General features: G+C 75.2%; 14 protein-coding genes and 1 pseudogene. 9 read left to right on the top strand and 6 right to left on the bottom strand.

All coding sequences use genetic code 11. The annotated features are described in order from the left end of the window. Nucleotides 1–121 precede the first annotated feature (121 nt). The 5 genes and pseudogenes from ACFWA9_RS10430 to ACFWA9_RS10410 all read right to left on the bottom strand — a co-directional run. Complete coding sequence (locus ACFWA9_RS10430) at nt 122–1,111, bottom strand: ABC transporter substrate-binding protein (RefSeq protein WP_352290082.1); 990 nt, start codon at nt 1,109–1,111, stop codon at nt 122–124. A gap of 91 nt (nt 1,112–1,202) precedes the next feature. Beyond that, the gene (locus ACFWA9_RS10425) at nt 1,203–1,463 is read right to left on the bottom strand and encodes a phosphopantetheine-binding protein (protein WP_359810970.1); all 261 of its coding nucleotides are present in this window, start codon (nt 1,461–1,463) and stop codon (nt 1,203–1,205) included. Between the two features lie 67 nt (nt 1,464–1,530). After that, entirely contained in the window at nt 1,531–2,901 is a 1,371-nt protein-coding gene (locus ACFWA9_RS10420) for a lysine N(6)-hydroxylase/L-ornithine N(5)-oxygenase family protein (RefSeq protein ID WP_380385362.1), read from the bottom strand. 136 nt (nt 2,902–3,037) lie between these two features. After that, the gene (gene argB, locus ACFWA9_RS10415) at nt 3,038–4,003 is read right to left on the bottom strand and encodes an acetylglutamate kinase (RefSeq protein ID WP_380385432.1); all 966 of its coding nucleotides are present in this window, start codon (nt 4,001–4,003) and stop codon (nt 3,038–3,040) included. 332 nt (nt 4,004–4,335) lie between these two features. After that, a pseudogene (locus tag ACFWA9_RS10410) lies at nt 4,336–4,458 on the bottom strand (siderophore-interacting protein); the annotation flags it as partial. 781 nt (nt 4,459–5,239) lie between these two features. On the opposite strand from ACFWA9_RS10410, the gene ACFWA9_RS10405 reads away from it, so the two are divergent. Then, nucleotides 5,240–6,316, top strand: coding sequence for an NUDIX domain-containing protein (locus tag ACFWA9_RS10405; protein ID WP_380385359.1), 1,077 nt, complete (start codon nt 5,240–5,242; stop codon nt 6,314–6,316). Nucleotides 6,317–6,428: 112 nt separating this feature from the next. On the opposite strand, the gene ACFWA9_RS10400 is transcribed toward ACFWA9_RS10405, so the two are convergent. Continuing rightward, nucleotides 6,429–6,587: a hypothetical protein gene (locus ACFWA9_RS10400; protein WP_352290058.1), complete on the bottom strand. Its 159-nt coding sequence runs from the start codon at nt 6,585–6,587 to the stop codon at nt 6,429–6,431. 251 nt (nt 6,588–6,838) lie between these two features. Between ACFWA9_RS10400 and ACFWA9_RS10395 the strand changes: the two genes are divergently transcribed. The 8 genes from ACFWA9_RS10395 (at nt 6,839) to ACFWA9_RS10360 (ending at nt 14,706) form a co-directional block, all read left to right on the top strand. Then, nucleotides 6,839–7,744, top strand: a complete 906-nt coding sequence (locus ACFWA9_RS10395) for an immunity 49 family protein (protein ID WP_380385356.1) — start codon at nt 6,839–6,841, stop codon at nt 7,742–7,744. Between the two features lie 104 nt (nt 7,745–7,848). After that, nucleotides 7,849–8,172: a plasmid stabilization protein gene (locus tag ACFWA9_RS10390; protein WP_380385353.1), complete on the top strand. Its 324-nt coding sequence runs from the start codon at nt 7,849–7,851 to the stop codon at nt 8,170–8,172. 390 nt (nt 8,173–8,562) lie between these two features. Next, nucleotides 8,563–8,790, top strand: coding sequence for an amphi-Trp domain-containing protein (locus tag ACFWA9_RS10385; protein ID WP_329491510.1), 228 nt, complete (start codon nt 8,563–8,565; stop codon nt 8,788–8,790). Next, nucleotides 8,775–9,557 carry a histone deacetylase gene (locus ACFWA9_RS10380; protein ID WP_380385350.1) on the top strand — a complete coding sequence of 261 codons (783 nt, stop codon included), beginning with the start codon at nt 8,775–8,777 and terminating at the stop codon, nt 9,555–9,557. Before ACFWA9_RS10385 ends, ACFWA9_RS10380 begins: the two co-directional genes overlap by 16 nt. Nucleotides 9,558–9,821: 264 nt before the next feature. After that, a complete protein-coding gene (locus tag ACFWA9_RS10375) occupies nt 9,822–10,409 on the top strand; it encodes a lytic polysaccharide monooxygenase (protein ID WP_329491508.1) in 588 nt (195 codons plus the stop codon). Between the two features lie 353 nt (nt 10,410–10,762). After that, entirely contained in the window at nt 10,763–10,930 is a 168-nt protein-coding gene (locus ACFWA9_RS10370) for an SflA family class IV lanthipeptide (protein WP_352290048.1), read from the top strand. Between the two features lie 161 nt (nt 10,931–11,091). Continuing rightward, a complete protein-coding gene (gene lanL / locus ACFWA9_RS10365; protein WP_380385347.1) occupies nt 11,092–13,812 on the top strand; it encodes a class IV lanthionine synthetase LanL in 2,721 nt (906 codons plus the stop codon). A gap of 324 nt (nt 13,813–14,136) precedes the next feature. After that, the gene (locus ACFWA9_RS10360; protein WP_380385344.1) at nt 14,137–14,706 is read left to right on the top strand and encodes a hypothetical protein; all 570 of its coding nucleotides are present in this window, start codon (nt 14,137–14,139) and stop codon (nt 14,704–14,706) included. The last annotated feature ends 79 nt before the right edge of the window (nt 14,707–14,785 follow it).

The following is a 14,785-nucleotide window of genomic DNA, read 5'->3' as shown; positions in this document are numbered from 1 at the left end:
TGGTGGTGCGTGCTGGTGCGCTGGTGCGCCCTGGTGTGCTGGTGCGCCCTGGTGTGCGCGGTGCTGGGGCGCGGGGCGCGGGGCGGCCCGCCGGGTTCGTGCCCGGCGGGCCGGCCGGGGCCTAGAGGCCCTTGAGGATGGTCTCGATCTGGCCGAGCACGTCGATCGAGGTGCCGTACCGGTCGCTGGTCGCGTAGGTGACCGGGATGACCTTGTTCGCCTGGACGGCCTTGAGGTTCTTCCAGGACGGCTGCTTGTCGAGGTCCTTGGTGTCCTGCGGGACCTCGCCGGTGGCGGCCATCCTGGGCACCAGGATGATGTCGGCGTCGGCGAGCACGTCGAGCTTCTCGGTCGAGTAGGTGACCTCGTGCTCCTTGGTGTCGCCGGACGCCTGGGAGAAGGTGGCGCCCACGTCGCTCAGCACCCGGCCGACCCAGGAGCTGCTGGTGTCGACGAGGAACTCGCCGCCGCCGTAGGAGGACGCGATGGTCCACTTGACGGTGTTGAGCTTGCCGGCGTAGTCGGCCTTGATCTTGGCGGCCTTGGTGTCGTAGTCCGACTTCAGCTTCTTGAACTCGGCCTCCTTGCCCACGGCCGTGGCGATCTTCTCCTGGGCGGTGTACAGGTCGACCGGCTTGTCGATGCCGAAGTAGAGGGTCGGCGCGATGCCTTCGAGCTTGCTGACGCCCCAGTCGAAGGCGGTGGCGCCCTCGACCACGATCAGGTCGGGCTTGAGGGAGGCGACCTTCTCGACGTTGATCTCGATGCCGGAGCCGATGGCCTCGATCTTCTTGGCGGCCTCGGTCTGCGAGGGCAGCAGCTCCATCGGGTTGTTGTCGTCGATGGTGCTGGTGCCGACCGGCTGGACGCCGAGGTCGAGCAGCGCGCCGGTGGCGTACGAGACGGAGACGATCCGCTTGACCCCGGCCGGGACGGTGACCTTGCCGTTGGTCGCCTCGATCACCTGGGCGGCCTTGGCCCCGCCGGACGCACCGGAGGCGGCCTCGCTCCTGCTGTCGCCGTTCGAGCCGCAGGCGGTGAGGCCGAGGGCGGCGACACCGGCGACGGCGGCGATTCTCAGACCACGGGACGGCAGGGCACGGGTGTTCATCGTTCTCCTTGGGGGTACTGCGTGGCGTGCGCGGGGGCGCTGGGCGTGCGGTGGGCGGGGCGAGGGGTGAGCCCCGCGGGCTGCTCGGGGGTCAGGCTGCCGAGAGGTGGGCGGACCACACCCGGACGGTCGGGGCGCCGAGGTCGGCCAGGTCGGCGAAGTCCACCCGGGCGCCCCGGGCGCGCCACTTCTCGATCAGGTGCATCAGGCGCATCGAGTCGAGCCCGAGGTCCCGGAGGTCGTCGTCGTCACCGACCGCCGCCGGCTCCTCGCCGAGGAGTTCGGCGATGTCGGCGCGGATGCTCTCGGTGTCCAGGACGGGGGCGGACCCGGACGGGCTGGTATCGGTCATGGCGTGGTTCTTTCGCTTCCAGGTCGAGGGGGAGTTCGCCGGTGCGGCCCGGCAGGCCGGCGGACCGTCAGCCGGTCACGCCGAGGCGGCCGTCCTCGGCCCGCAGCTGGCGGCCGGTGTGGCGCAGCAGCAGCGAGTCGCAGATCTCGCCGGAGCGCACCGCCAGGGTGGAGAGCAGCGACGAGGTGATGCCGTGGGTGTGCTCGGTGCCGCCCTGGAGGTAGATCCCCACCTCGACGTGGTCGTCGGTCAGCACCCGGTGGTCGCGGTCGACCCGGAGGCGGCCGAGCTGGTCGGTGCGGCAGGTCGCGCCGAGGTCGCCGAGGAGGTCCCGCGGGTCGACGTGCTCGTAGCCGGTGGCGAGCACCACCGCGTCCGACTCCAGGGCCATGGTCTCGCCGGTGGTCAGCGAGCGGATCTCGGCGACGGCGCCGTCGGCCAGCTGCCCGACGCCGGTGAGCCGGGTGGCGTTGAGGATCCGCAGCCGCTCCCGGCCGGCCACCTTCTCCTGGTAGACCGTCCGGTAGAGCTGCTCGATCAGGTCACCGTCGACCACCGAGTAGTTGGTGTTCGCGTGGTAGTCGAGCAGGGTCCGCTTGGCCTCGTCCGGCGCGGCGTAGAACTCGTCCACGGCGGACGGGTCGAAGATCCGGTTGGCGAACGGGCTGTCGTCGGCCGGGCTGTAGCCGTAGCGGGTGAGGACGGCGCAGATCTCCGCCTCGGGGAAGGTCCGGTGCAGGAACTCGACGGCCTCGGCGGCCGACTGGCCGGCGCCGACCACCGTGAAGCGGCGGTGGCGCAGCTCCGCGCGCCGCTCGATCAGGTCGGGGGCGCGGAACAGCAGGTCGCGGGTGTGGATGACGCGGTCCCCGGCGGTGACGCCCTCGGGCATCCGCGGCTTCAGGCCGGTGCCCACCGCGATGTTGCGGGCCAGCCGGACCTCGCGGTCGGCCGGGTCGGTGACCGACCGGGACTCCACCTCGACGACCTCGACCCGGCCGTCCGGGGTGGTCACCGGGCGGACCGCGGTGACCTCGCGGCCGTAGGCCGTCAGACCGGCGAACTCGGCGGCGCACCACTCGAAGTAGTCGTGGAACTCCAGGCGGGTCGGGTAGAAGGACTTCTGGTTGATGAAGTCCGCGAGCCGGCCGCGCTCCTGGAGGTAGGTCAGGAAGGTGAAGCGGCTGCGGGGGTCCCGCATCGTCACGAGGTCCTTGAGGAAGGAGACCTGCATGGTCGCCCCCTCCAGCAGCATCCCGCGGTGCCAGCCGAACGTCGCCTGCTTCTCCAGGAAGCCGACCTTGAGTGCCTGCTGAGGGTCCCGGCGGTTGTGCTCGTCGACGGCGATGGCCAGGGCCAGGTTGGCGGGACCGAAGCCTATGCCGACCAGGTCGTCGGCGCCCTCGCCTCGGTCGATTGCGCCGTTCTCGCTCGACATGATCGATCCTTCCGTTGCTTCTTGCTTCTCGGCCCCGCCGGTGTCCGGTCGGCCGCCGCGGCGGCCGTCCGTCACTCGCCCATTTGCCATAGGTAAGGCTTACCTAAGTTCTATCACGTGATCGGGTGAGTCACATTCAGATCGTGCCCGAACCGACCATCGCGACCTGCCGCCCTTCCGCGCCGGCCGTCTCGTCCCGGCGCACCAGCGGCGCGTCGGGCACCACCTCGGTACCCACCGGCGGCCCGCCGAAGGCCGCCAGCACCCCGTGGCGGACCCGCCCGTCCAGCACCCGCGCACTGCCCACGCCGGCCCGGACGGCCCGCAGGCAGCCCTCCATCTTCGGGACCATGCCACTCGCCAAGTTCGGCAGGAGTTCGGCGAGTTGGGTGGCGGTCAGGGAGGGGACCACCTCCTGCGAGTGCGGCCAGTCGCGATAGAGGCCCGCCACGTCGGTGAGCATCACCAGCAGCTCCGCGCCCAGCGCGGCGGCCACCGCGGCGGCGGCGGTGTCCGCGTTGACGTTGTAGACGTCACCGCCCACGCCGCGCGCGACCGGGGAGATGACCGGGACCCTGCCGTCCGCCAGCAGCGTGCGCACCATCGAGGGATCGACGGACGCGATGTCACCCACCTGCCCGATGTCCACCCGCTCGCCGTCCACGACGGCGTGCCGCCGGACGGCCGTCATGGTGTGGGCGTCCTCGCCGGTCATGCCGACCGCGAAGGGGCCGTGGCGGTTCACCAGGCCGACCAGCTCGCGCTGCACCTGACCGGCCAGCACCATCCGGACGACGTCCATCGCCTCCGGCGTGGTGACCCGCAGGCCGTTGGTGAAGTGGGACTTGATCCCGAGGCGCCCCAGCTGGGCACTGATCTGCGGACCGCCGCCGTGCACCACGACCGGCCGGACACCCGCGTAGCGGAGCAGCACGACGTCCTGGGCGAAGGCCGCCTTAAGGCCCTCGTCCACCATCGCGTTCCCGCCGAACTTGATCACGACGATCTTGCCGCGGAACCGCTCCAGCCACGGCAGCGCCGCGAGGGGGCCACCCGTGCGCGAAGTTCCAGCAACCCCGGTGCGACGTGCGCGCCCGGCCAGGCCGTTCTCCACCGATCCCCCTGCACTCAGGATGCCCGCACCGGGATGTGCGGCATTCGCTCCCCTCCACCCCGCCACCCGGCTTCGCGAGTGCCGGAGGGAGTGCGGTTCGGTCGCTCCAGAACCACTTAGGCAAGGGTAACCTTACATTTCTTCACCCTTCCCGTCACCATCCCGTACGAACGTCGCCCGCCCGTGCGAAACCGGGGCACCCGGAGCACAGTCCGCCCGGACCGCGGCGGCGCGGCGGCGCGGTCACGGGCGCCAGTAGCCGAGCGCGGGCAACCGCCCCTTCGGGACGGCGAGTTCCCGGCGGGCGAACTGGGCCGGCACCGGGAGAACCAGAGCCGCATCCACGTGGTCGGATGGACACCGGTGGCCGCGAGCAGCCCGCCGTCCGTGAAGCGCACCCGGCGGCAGTTCTCCGTGACGTCCTCGAGGCCGGTCACCGTCAACGCGAAGTCCCTGCCACGCCTCGGCTTGAGGACGACGCCCCATCAGCCATGGTCCTGGTCCGCGACAGCCTCCAGCTCGGGACGTTAGGGAAGGCTGACCTCGCTCTCAGGATGGTGGACGTCGACCCGCCCGCCACCACCCGCCTCCCGGCCGGCCGTCAACCACCGTTCGGGGGGCGGGTGGTGGCCGCTACCTGGGTGGCGTCCTCCGCAACCGGTCGTACCGCGGGACGTCGCGCTCGGCCCGGCGCGCCCGGCCCGGCGCGCCCGTCGCGCCCGTCGCGCCCGTCGCGCCCGTCGCGCCCGTCGGGAGGTCCGGCCGGGCGGCGGCCGGGACGGGACCACACCTTCGAGTGGCGCGGTCCGGAAACGCCGCCGGACCGGCGGGCCGTGCGGCCATCATCGGTGGACCGACGAACTCCGATGTGACCGGGAGAGCACCGTGCGCGTCCGCACCACCGCCAGTCCCCCTGCCGCCCCGCCGCCGTCGCGCTCCGGCGCGTCCCGCCCGAGCACGGCCCGAACCGGGCTGCCGGTGGGCCGACTTCGCCGCCCCGGGGTCCGCACCCGGGACGGCGCCGGGCGCGTCGCCGCGCTCCCCGGGCAGGCCTGACGGCCCGCTGCCCCGCCGGTCCCCGGCCCACCGCTCCGGTGGCGACCGCCGGTCCGTCCGGTCCCGGAGCCGCCTCCCACCGGCGCGGCCCGCGTCCACCCCCCGTCCGCCCTGTCGGCGCACCGCCGCGTCCGGACCGTTCGCCGGCAGGGCCCCGTCAGGAGAGCCGTGAACCCACCCCCCCTGCCCGACCCCGAGCTGGCCCGCTACCTCGTCGCGCACCCCGCACCGGCCGCCTGCGCCGACGCCCTGATCCGCGACCACCTCGGCCGGGTGCTCATCGTGGACCCCGACTACAAGCCGGGCTGGGACCTTCCCGGCGGCATGCTGGAGGACGAGGAGCCCGAACCCGCCCTGGTGCGCGAGCTCCAGGAGGAGCTCGGCCTCGACGCCGAGATCGGCCGCCTGCTGGCTGTCGACACCGCCCCGGCCGAACGGTGGGGCCGGGCGATCATCTCCCTCGTCTACGCCGCCCGCCCGAGGGCGGCGGTGGACGCGGCCGCGCTGGTGCTGCAGCCCGGCGAGATCCGCGCCGCGAAGTTCGTACCGGAGCGGGAGGCGCTGACGCTGCTCGTGCCGACGGTGGCCCGGCGGTTGGCCGCCGCGGCGGCCGCCGAACGCGGCGCGCACACGGCGGTGCTGCGCGACGGGCACCGCCCGCCGATGCCGCCGCGCGACCACTTCGCCCAGTTGCCGGCGCCGATGGCGGCGGCCACCGTGCTGGTGCGCGACACCGCCGGCCGGGTGCTGGTGCTCGATCCGTCCTACAAGCCGGAGGCCGAGCTGCCGGGCGGCATGGTCGAGGCCTGCGAGTCCCCCGAGCAGGCCGCCGCCCGCGAGCTGCGGGAGGAGCTGGCGCTGGACCTCCCGGTCGGGCGGCTCCTGGTGGTGGACACCGCGCCCGCGACGGCCACCGGGCACGGACGGGCCGTCACCTGCTTCCTGTACGACGCGGCGCCGCTCACGGCCGCGCAGGCCGGCGCGCTGCGGTTCGCCGACGTGGAGATCCGCGCCGCCTCCTGGCACGATCCGGGGGAGGCCCAGCGGCGGCTGCCCCGGCACCTGGCCGCGCGGCTGACCGCCGCGCTGCGCGCCCTGGAGGACGGCGGCATCGTCCATCTCAGGGCGGGCGTCCCCGCGCGGCCCGCGCAGGACGCCGGTGCGACGGCGGGTGGCCGCGCACCGGCGGCGGCCGCCCGGCAGGATCCGCGGGGCGGTGGCGCGCGACGGTGGCCCGACGCATGAGTCGACCCGCACCGGGCGAAGCGGCCACGGGGCGGAGCGACGACGGATGGAGCGACGGCAGGATGGTGAGGGTGGGGGCGGGGGTCGGCCGCCGGGAGTCGTGCGGGCGGCCTCAGGCCTCGGGGAACTGCTCCTCCTGGTCGGCCACCCCGGCGGGCTCCAGGAACGGCGCGCGCTCCACGGGCTGCAGGTGGTGGCGGTCCGTCTGGACGGGAACGGTCGCGGAAGGCTCGGAGAAGGGCTGCCACAAGGGGCGCAAGTCGGCGGTCACGATCACCAGTCTGCCAGTCCCGGGGCCCGCCCGGTGCCCGCCCGCCCGCCGACGGCCGGGTCGGCCCCGCGCGACCGCCCCGCGGCGGGGTGCGGCGCGGGCGGATCCGGCGGTGAACCGGCCCCCGCGGCGGGGGCGGTGACGCTCCCCGCCCCGGTGGGTCCGGCCCGTCCGGGGCGGGTCGGCCGGGCGGCAACCGCCCTGGTAGCGTCGGGCGGCCAGCCGGAACGATCACAGGAAAGGCAGTAGTCGTGCAGGAAGTGACGTGCCACAAGGTCGGCGAGGACCGCATCGCCCGGGCCCTCGACGACATCCGCGGACAGTCGTTCAACCGCTGGCACTCGCTCCGCTACGACTCGCTGTCCATCCGGGGCCTGATCCGGCTGCAGGGCGAACTCCTCGACCACGTCGGCGCCCGCACCCTGACGGACCCCGCGCTGACCGGTCCGTCCGGCCGGAACGTCCTGCGGGCGGCCGCCGAGTGCGCGCTCGGGGCACTGGCGCTCGGCAGCTTCCCGAACGGCGACTTCGAGGTCTACTTCCCGCTCAACGACGAGACCCTCGACAGCGGGGACTTCGCCTTCGGCGACGCGGTGGACGACGTGTCCACGGCGCGCACCTGGCTCGACACCTTCGCGCTCTGCGTGACCACGGACCTGCTCCACCGGCCGGAGCGGGTGGTCGGCCCCCTGCTCAAGGACGACTACGCGCCCGCGATCCGCGACGGGGTGCCGTACTCGCCGCTGGAGTCGGTGTCGGACCCCGGCGACCTCGCCGCGATGGACGCGCTGTGCGGGTACCTCGCCGACATGGTCGGCACCTGGCCCGCGATGCGGGTCGCCCCGGAGCCGATCACCAAGCCCGACGCGCGGGCCCGCGCCGAGGCCGCCCGGCGGCTGGACGCGGCCGGTGCCCTCACCCCGGACCAGCGGCTGCTCCGCGTGCTCCTGGACGACGACCGGGCCGCCTTCGAGCACGCCCTGACCGAGCGTCTCCGCCTCCACCGGGACGGCGTGGGACCGGACCCGGAGCCGAGGACCCTGCTGCCGGTCGAGACCGTCGCCCTGGCCGCCCTCGCCGTCCGGGCGCACGGCTGGCAGCTGGAGACCCGCTCCGGCTACCTGCCGGAGGGCCTGCTGGCCGACCCGCAGGAGTAGCCCTGCCCGACGCGCGATACGGGCCGGCGGGAACTCCCCCGGCTTCCGCCGGTTCGCCGCGCGGCGACCGGGTAGGCGCGCGCCGACAGGAGAGGAGAACCGCGATGCCCCGAGAATCGAGCCCCAAGCGGGAGCGCCAGTACGAGCACATCAAGGAGAGCGTGCTGGAGCGCGGCGAGAGCGAGGACGTGGCGGAGGAGATCGCCGCCCGGACGGTCAACAAGGAGCGGGCCAGACACGGCGAGGCGCGGACCGCCAGCCGGAGTTCCACCCACGACATCTCCTCCGGCCGGCGGGGCGGACTGCGGTCCCACGAGGGCGCCGGGGGCCGCACCTACGACCAGCTGTACAACGAGGCCAGGCACCGCAACATCAAGGGCCGTTCGAAGATGAACAAGCGGGAGCTGGAGCACGCGCTCGGCCGCTGACTCCGCCCGCGCACCCCGCCGCACCCCCGAAGCGAGAGGTGGCCGTGATGACCAGACCGACACCCCCGGACCCGGACACCGAGCCGTTCCCGCACCCGGCCCCCGGGCCACGCCATCCGGGCGAGGAACCCGTACCCGTGCCTCCCCCCGTCCCACCGTTCCCGGACCCGGATCCGGCACCCCCGCCGCGATTCGGACCCGCCGGGGCGTGAGCCGCCCGGGTGACCGGTCTGGGCGGGCCGATCGCGGGCGGTCCGGGGTCACGCCCGGGAGGCACGGGACCGCGGAGAGCGACCGGTGGCGGCCGGCCGTGACCGGACTGCCCGGGCGGCGGCCGGGCGGCGGGGTCACACTGGACGTATCCGCCGGTCCCCGGGTTTGGAGGCGTCCGTGAGTGAGCTCAAGTTCGAGCAGAAGGCCTCGCTGACCCGGCTCGAAGCGGCCGACCGGCTGACCGCGCTCGCGGACGCGCTGCGGCACGGCGCCAGCGCCGAGCTGGACCTCGGCCCCGGCACACTGACCGTGCGCGTCCCCGACGAACTCCAGATCGAGATCGAGGTCGAGGTCGAGGACGGGCAGATCGAGCTTGAGGTCGAGCTCAAGTGGCGGACCGAGTAGGCCGACCCGACGGCGCCACCCCGGGTCTGCCCCGGCCCGGTTTCCGGCCGGTCGCCGCCGGGCGCGCGGCCGGGAGCCGCGACATCGTGGCACGGTGGCGGCTCCGCCCGGCGGGCGCCGCGGCGGCCGGCGGCGAACCCGACCACGTCTGGTACGCCGCGTACGGCTCGAACATGTGCGCCGAGCGGCTGGCCTGCTACCTTCGCGGCGGCCGGCCGGCGGGTGGCGCCCGGACGTACCCCGGCTGCCGCGACGGGCGGCCGCCGGAGCGGGCCGTGCCGGTGACGCTCCCCGGGCAGCTGTACTTCGCGCTGGAGTCGACGGTCTGGGGCGGTGGCACGGCCTTCTACGACCCGGACCGCCCCGGCGTGGTGCCCGCGCGCGCGTATCTGCTGACCACCGGGCAGTTCAGCGACATCGCGGCCCAGGAGAGGCACCGGGCGCCGGGGGCCGACCTCTCGCCGGCCACCGCCCTGCGCACCGGGCGGGACCGGCTGTGGCCCGGCCGCTACGGGACGCTGGTGTGCCCCGGCTCCCTCGACCACACCCCCGTGCTGACCCTCACCGCCTCCGGCGGCCTGGCCGACGCCGACCTGCGGGCACCCCGCGCCGCCTATCTGCGCACCATCGCCGCCGGACTGGTCCAGGCCCACGGCTGGGACCTCGGACGGATCGCCGACTACCTCGGCACCCGCCCGGGGGCCGACGCGCAGTGGACCCCCACCGCCCTCCGCCGGGCCCTGGCGGAGACCGCCGGCGACGACTGAGGACCGTACCGCGCTCCCGCCGGGCCGCTCCCGAACATACCGGCCGGCCACCCTGTCGCCGCGCAGGAATGACGAACGCCCCTCTGGGGAAAGGGCGTTCATGACGGCGAATGGTTCAGACCATTGACGGCCCGGGGCCACAACTCCTACGGTGGGGACCACACCGACCTGGCGCAGGCATGCCAAGAGATCGACGGCCGCCGCACCCCCACGCGCGCGCCCTGCGTCGGGCGCACACTCCATCCACCCCCACGGAGGAGCACCATGCGCAAACGTCATCTCGCCGTCGTGGCCGCGGCCGCGGTCGCGCTGCCGCTCACGCTGGCCCTGCCGGCGCAGTCGCACGGCTTCATCAACCTGCCGCCCAGCCGGGCGGCCCTGTGCGGCGCGGGCGTCGTCACCAACTGCGGCGACATCCAGTGGGAGCCGCAGAGCGTCGAGGGCCCGAAGGGCTTCCCCAGCCGCGGACCGGCCGACGGCACCATCTGCGCCGGCGCCGACCCGCGCTGGGCGCCGCTCGACGCCCCGCGCAACGGCAACTGGCCGACCACCAACGTGACGGCGGGCCAGCAGCTCACCTTCACCTGGAACATCGAGGCCCGGCACGCCACCACCACGTTCAAGTACTACCTCACCAAGCCCGGTTACGACGCGACCCAGAAGATCACCCGGGCCAACCTGGACCTGACCCCGTTCCTGACCGTCAACTACAACGGGCGCCAGCCCGCCGCCACGACCACCCACACCGGGACCCTTCCCAGCGGCCGCACCGGCCACCAGGTCGTCGTGGCGGTCTGGGAGATCGCCGACACCAACAACTCGTTCTACTCCTGCACCGACGTCAAGTTCTGACCTGACGCCAGTGCCGCACCGACGCCCGTCGGCCCCCTGCCCGGCACAGCTGTCCGAGACCCGGCCCGGTGCACTCCGTCGCACGGCGGAGTGCACCGGGGCGGGGCGACCCGGGGCGGGGCGACGGGCCGGGACCGTGTGCGCGAACCGCCCCCGACCTCGCCCCCGCCGTGCCGAACCGGCGGGCACCCGGGGTGCCGGTGGTGCCCCTGGGACGGGTGCGAAGCAGCGCGGCCCGACGGTCCGAAAGGGTCGAACATCTGCGCTGTCGCACCTCTATGGCGGGCCCGAACGAATGGCTAGCATGGGCCGCCCGCACGGGAATCAGCCAAGGTGAATGGGAGGAACCACCCATGAGTGCACTGGTACTGGACATCCGCGACGCCGGCCTACTGGACATCGACGACGAGGTGATCGCGTTCGAGGACGAGTTCGACGCCGACCTCGCCCCGGCGGCCTGTCTCGACGACCCGTTCGTCACCTACGTCCCCACCCGCTTCGACTGCGCGGTGGACGCCTGACCCTCGCCGGACACCCGGCCTGCGGGCGGGCGCCGCCCGAACTTCCGTGCGCCGCAAGCCCGCAGGCCACCGCACCGGCTCGCACGCCGTACCTTCTCGCACCTGCCCGCCGACACCCGGCGGGGTACCCGTGCGACCGGACCCCGGGACGTGGTGGACTCGTGCCGTCAGCAGCAGCACCGACCGGCGCGCGGCCGGACCCCGGCACCGCCGGGGCGCTGCGGGCCCGGATCGCCGCCCTGGTCGCGGCCGCCCCGGGCTCGCGCCGCCAACTGCACCGCGCCGACGACTGGTTGTATCTGCACGACCCCGACATGCCGGCGCTCCCGCACGGCTGGAAGCTCCATGTGTCGGCCCGCCCCGACCGGTTCCCGCACCTGCTGGACGCGGTGGTCCCGATCCTGCTGCGGCGCACCTGCGACGCCAAGTTCGCCGCCGGCACCGCCGTGCTGCGCGAGCTGAACACCGGACTGCGCGACCCGGCCGCCGTGGGCAAGGCCGTCACGGTCTACCCGCGCCCCGGCGAAGAGGCCGCCCTCGCGGACGAGTTGGCGAACGCGCTGACGGGCTGGACCGGCCCCCGGGTGCCCAGTGACCGGCAGTTGCGGGCCGACGCCCCGGTCTACTACCGGTACGGCCTGTTCCGGGTCGCCGCCGAGGACTCGACGCTCGTCATGACCGGCCCGGCCGGCGAGACCTTTCCCGCCCCGGCGGCCCCCCACTATCGCCAACCACCCTGGGTGAGCGACCCGTTCGCACCGCGCACCGCCCCGCGACGGACGAGCACCCGGATCGGCGACGGCGGCCGCTACCGGATCACCGCCGGCATCACCCGCGCACCGGGCGGCCATGTGTACCGGGCGGTCGACGTGGTCACCGGCCGCGAGGTGGTGGTGAAGCAGGCCCGCGCCTTCGTCGCCGAGGACGCCGCCGGCATCGACGCGCGGGGCAGGCTCCGGCACGAGCGGCGGGTCCTGACCGCACTGGCGGGCGTGGGCGGAGTGCCGCGCCTGGTCGACTACGTCCGGCACGGCGAGGACGAGTACCTGGTGAGCAGCGCCTGCGGCCGGCGCGACCTGCGTCGCGACGTGCTCCAAGTCGGCCCCTACGAGGCCCGTGCCGCCGGGCCCGGCGGCACGCACGGGCCGGGCCGCGACTGGTGGTCGCTGGCGCGCGGACTGCTCCGGGCACTGGACGCGGTGCACGCGCGCGGCGTGGTGATGTGCGATCTGAAGCCGGCCAACGTGGTGCTCGACGCGGCGGGCGGGTGCGCGCTGGTCGACTTCGGCATCAGCGCCCTCGACGGCGAACGGCCGGCCGGGACGACCCGGGGGTACGGACTGCCCGGCCCGGCGACCACGACCGCCCACCCCACCGACGACTACTACGCGTTGGGGACGACGCTGCACTACGCGGCCACCGGTCTCGACCCGGTGGTGATCGACCCGGACCGGGCCACCAACCGCGACCGCACGCTGGCCTGCCTGGCCGGTGCGCTGCCCGACCCGCAGCACCCGGCGGTCGCGCTGGTCGCGGGCCTGCTCGGCTTCGACCCGGCGGAGCGAGCGGCCGCCGCGGACGCCCTGCGCCACCACGCCGCGCCGCCCGGCACGGGCCTTGCGGGCACCGTGGGCGAGCGCAGCGACCGCGCTCGGCGCGTTCCCGCGCCGCCGCGTCCGCCCCGGGTGACCGCCGAACTGCTCGGCGAGGTCGTCGACCACACCGTCACCACCTGCGTGCGGCTGGCCGGCGAGCTGGTCACCGCCGAGGCGCGGAGCAGGGAGCCGCGCGCCCTGCTCTCCTTCTACGACGGCAGCGCCGGGCTCGGTCTCGAACTGCTGCAGCACGCCGACCGCCCCGACGCCCGGGCGGCGGCCGCCGCGCTGGCCCGGTGGACGGCGGCACACCCCGCGATCGACCGGCTCGGCCCCGGCCTGTACGAGGGCCGCACCGGGGTCGACCTCTTCCTCGCCCGGGCGGCCGACGTGCTGGGCACCGAGGAGCCGCTCGGCACCGATCCCGGTCCGGGTGACGTCCGCTCCACGGACCAGATCTCCGGCGCGGCCGGCCTCGGAACCGGCCGGCTGCTGCTGGCCGGGCGAGCGCGCGCCGCGGGTCGCGAAGCCGAGGCCGAGCAGCACCTCGCGACGGCCCGGGCCTGCGCCCGGCTGCTCACCGACGGCCGGGCCGACGGGCCCCGGGAGACGCCGAACCCGGGTACCGCCGCACTCGAAGAGGGCTTCGCGCACGGCCGCGCCGGAGTCGCCCACTTCCTCCTCGGCCTGTCCGCCGCGTCCGGCACGACTGCCACAACCACCGCTCCGGCCAGCCCCCTTGACCTCGCCCAGAGCGCCCACAGCACCGAAGACGTCGAGGCTGCCGCCGCGGCGCGCCGTCTGGTGGACGCGCTCGCCGAGGACGTCCCCCGGCTCGTGGTGGCCGCCGGCCGGCCCGGGGCCACCCGCCGGTACGGGTCCTGGTGCCGGGGTCTGGCCGGCATCGGCACGACGCTCGTCCAGGCGGGCCGGTACTACGGCGCGGACGAGTTCCTCACCCGGGCCGCCGACGCCGCCCGGGCCTGTCGCGAGTCGGCCCCGAGGACGGCACCCGTCGTCCAGTGCTGCGGGCTCGCGGGCGCCGGGGAGTTGCTGATCGACCTGGCGCTGGCCACCGGGGACGAGCGGCACTGGGAGGCCGCCGAGGAGATCGCCGGGCTGGTCCTGGCCCGCAGCGGCGGCCGCGCGGGCCGACCGGTGTTCCCGGCCACCGATCCCACCGTCGAGTCCGCCGCCTGGGCGGTCGGCACCAGCGGTGTGCTCTCCTTCCTGCGCCGGCTCCACCGCCGGGGCGGCCCCCGGCTCGGCATGCTGCTCCAGCCCTGAACTCCCGGGCGCCGTAGGGGCGACAGGGCCTGGGTCGTTACCGGGCCGGACCGCTCCTTCAGTACTCGGCACCAGCCGCGCCACCGGCTCGCCGGGGCACCCCGGAACCCCCCTCGGGTTGGCCCCGTACCCACCCCGCCGGAGCTCCGCCCGCCGTCCGCAACCCTTGCGCGCACCACGCCGTGCAACGGTCACGGCCGGCTGTTACCCAGCCGATGGACAGTCGTGACACGACCTCCCGGGGACCGCGACAAGGCCCTCCTACTGTCGGTCGGGACGCGCCGACCGCACGGTGGGCGCACCGCGACAAGGAGAGACGCCCGTATGTCGAAGCACCGCTCCACCCGCACCACCAACTCGACCGCCCGTCGGGCCCTGGCGGGCTGCACGATCGCGGGGGCGGCCCTGTTCGCCACCGTCTCCGGCGGCCAGGCCTGGGCCGACGGGGTCCGGACCCCGTCCCCGACCGCCCCGGCCGTCGACCACCCCGACCAGCCGGCCGCGGCGCCCTCGGCACCCGCCGCCAAGCCCGGCCAGCCCGCGCATCCCGCCCCGGCCGTCTCCCAGCCGGCGGCCGCCAACGGTGCCGCCCAGCCCGCCCCGGCCGCGCCGTCCGCCAAGGGCGCCCAGCCCGCCCCGGCCGCCCCCGCCGCGCCGACCGTCACCCCCAGCGGCGCGGCGCAGCCCAGCCGCGGCCCCGTCCCGCAGGACAACTCCCGCGCCGACCAGCCGCAGGTCAAGTCGGTGCCTCAGGGCGCCGCCCAGGCCGGCGACGGCAGCGGGGCCCTCGACGACGCCGGCACCAAGCTGGTCGGCGGCAGCGCCGCGGCCGCCGTCGGGGCGGGCGCGCTGGGCTTCGCGCTGCTGCGCCGCCGGGCCGGTGCGCGCGGCTGACGACGGTTCCGGGCACTCCGACGGCTCCGCGGCGGCAGCCGCTCCCGACGGGTCCCCCGTCGCCCGGCCCGCGTACGGC

This window comes from Kitasatospora sp. NPDC059973, assembly GCF_042737525.1.
In the GTDB taxonomy this organism is placed as follows: Bacteria; Actinomycetota; Actinomycetes; order Streptomycetales; family Streptomycetaceae; genus Kitasatospora.
Note: the sequence above shows the minus strand (reverse complement) of the source record. Positions and strands in the feature narration are given on the sequence as shown.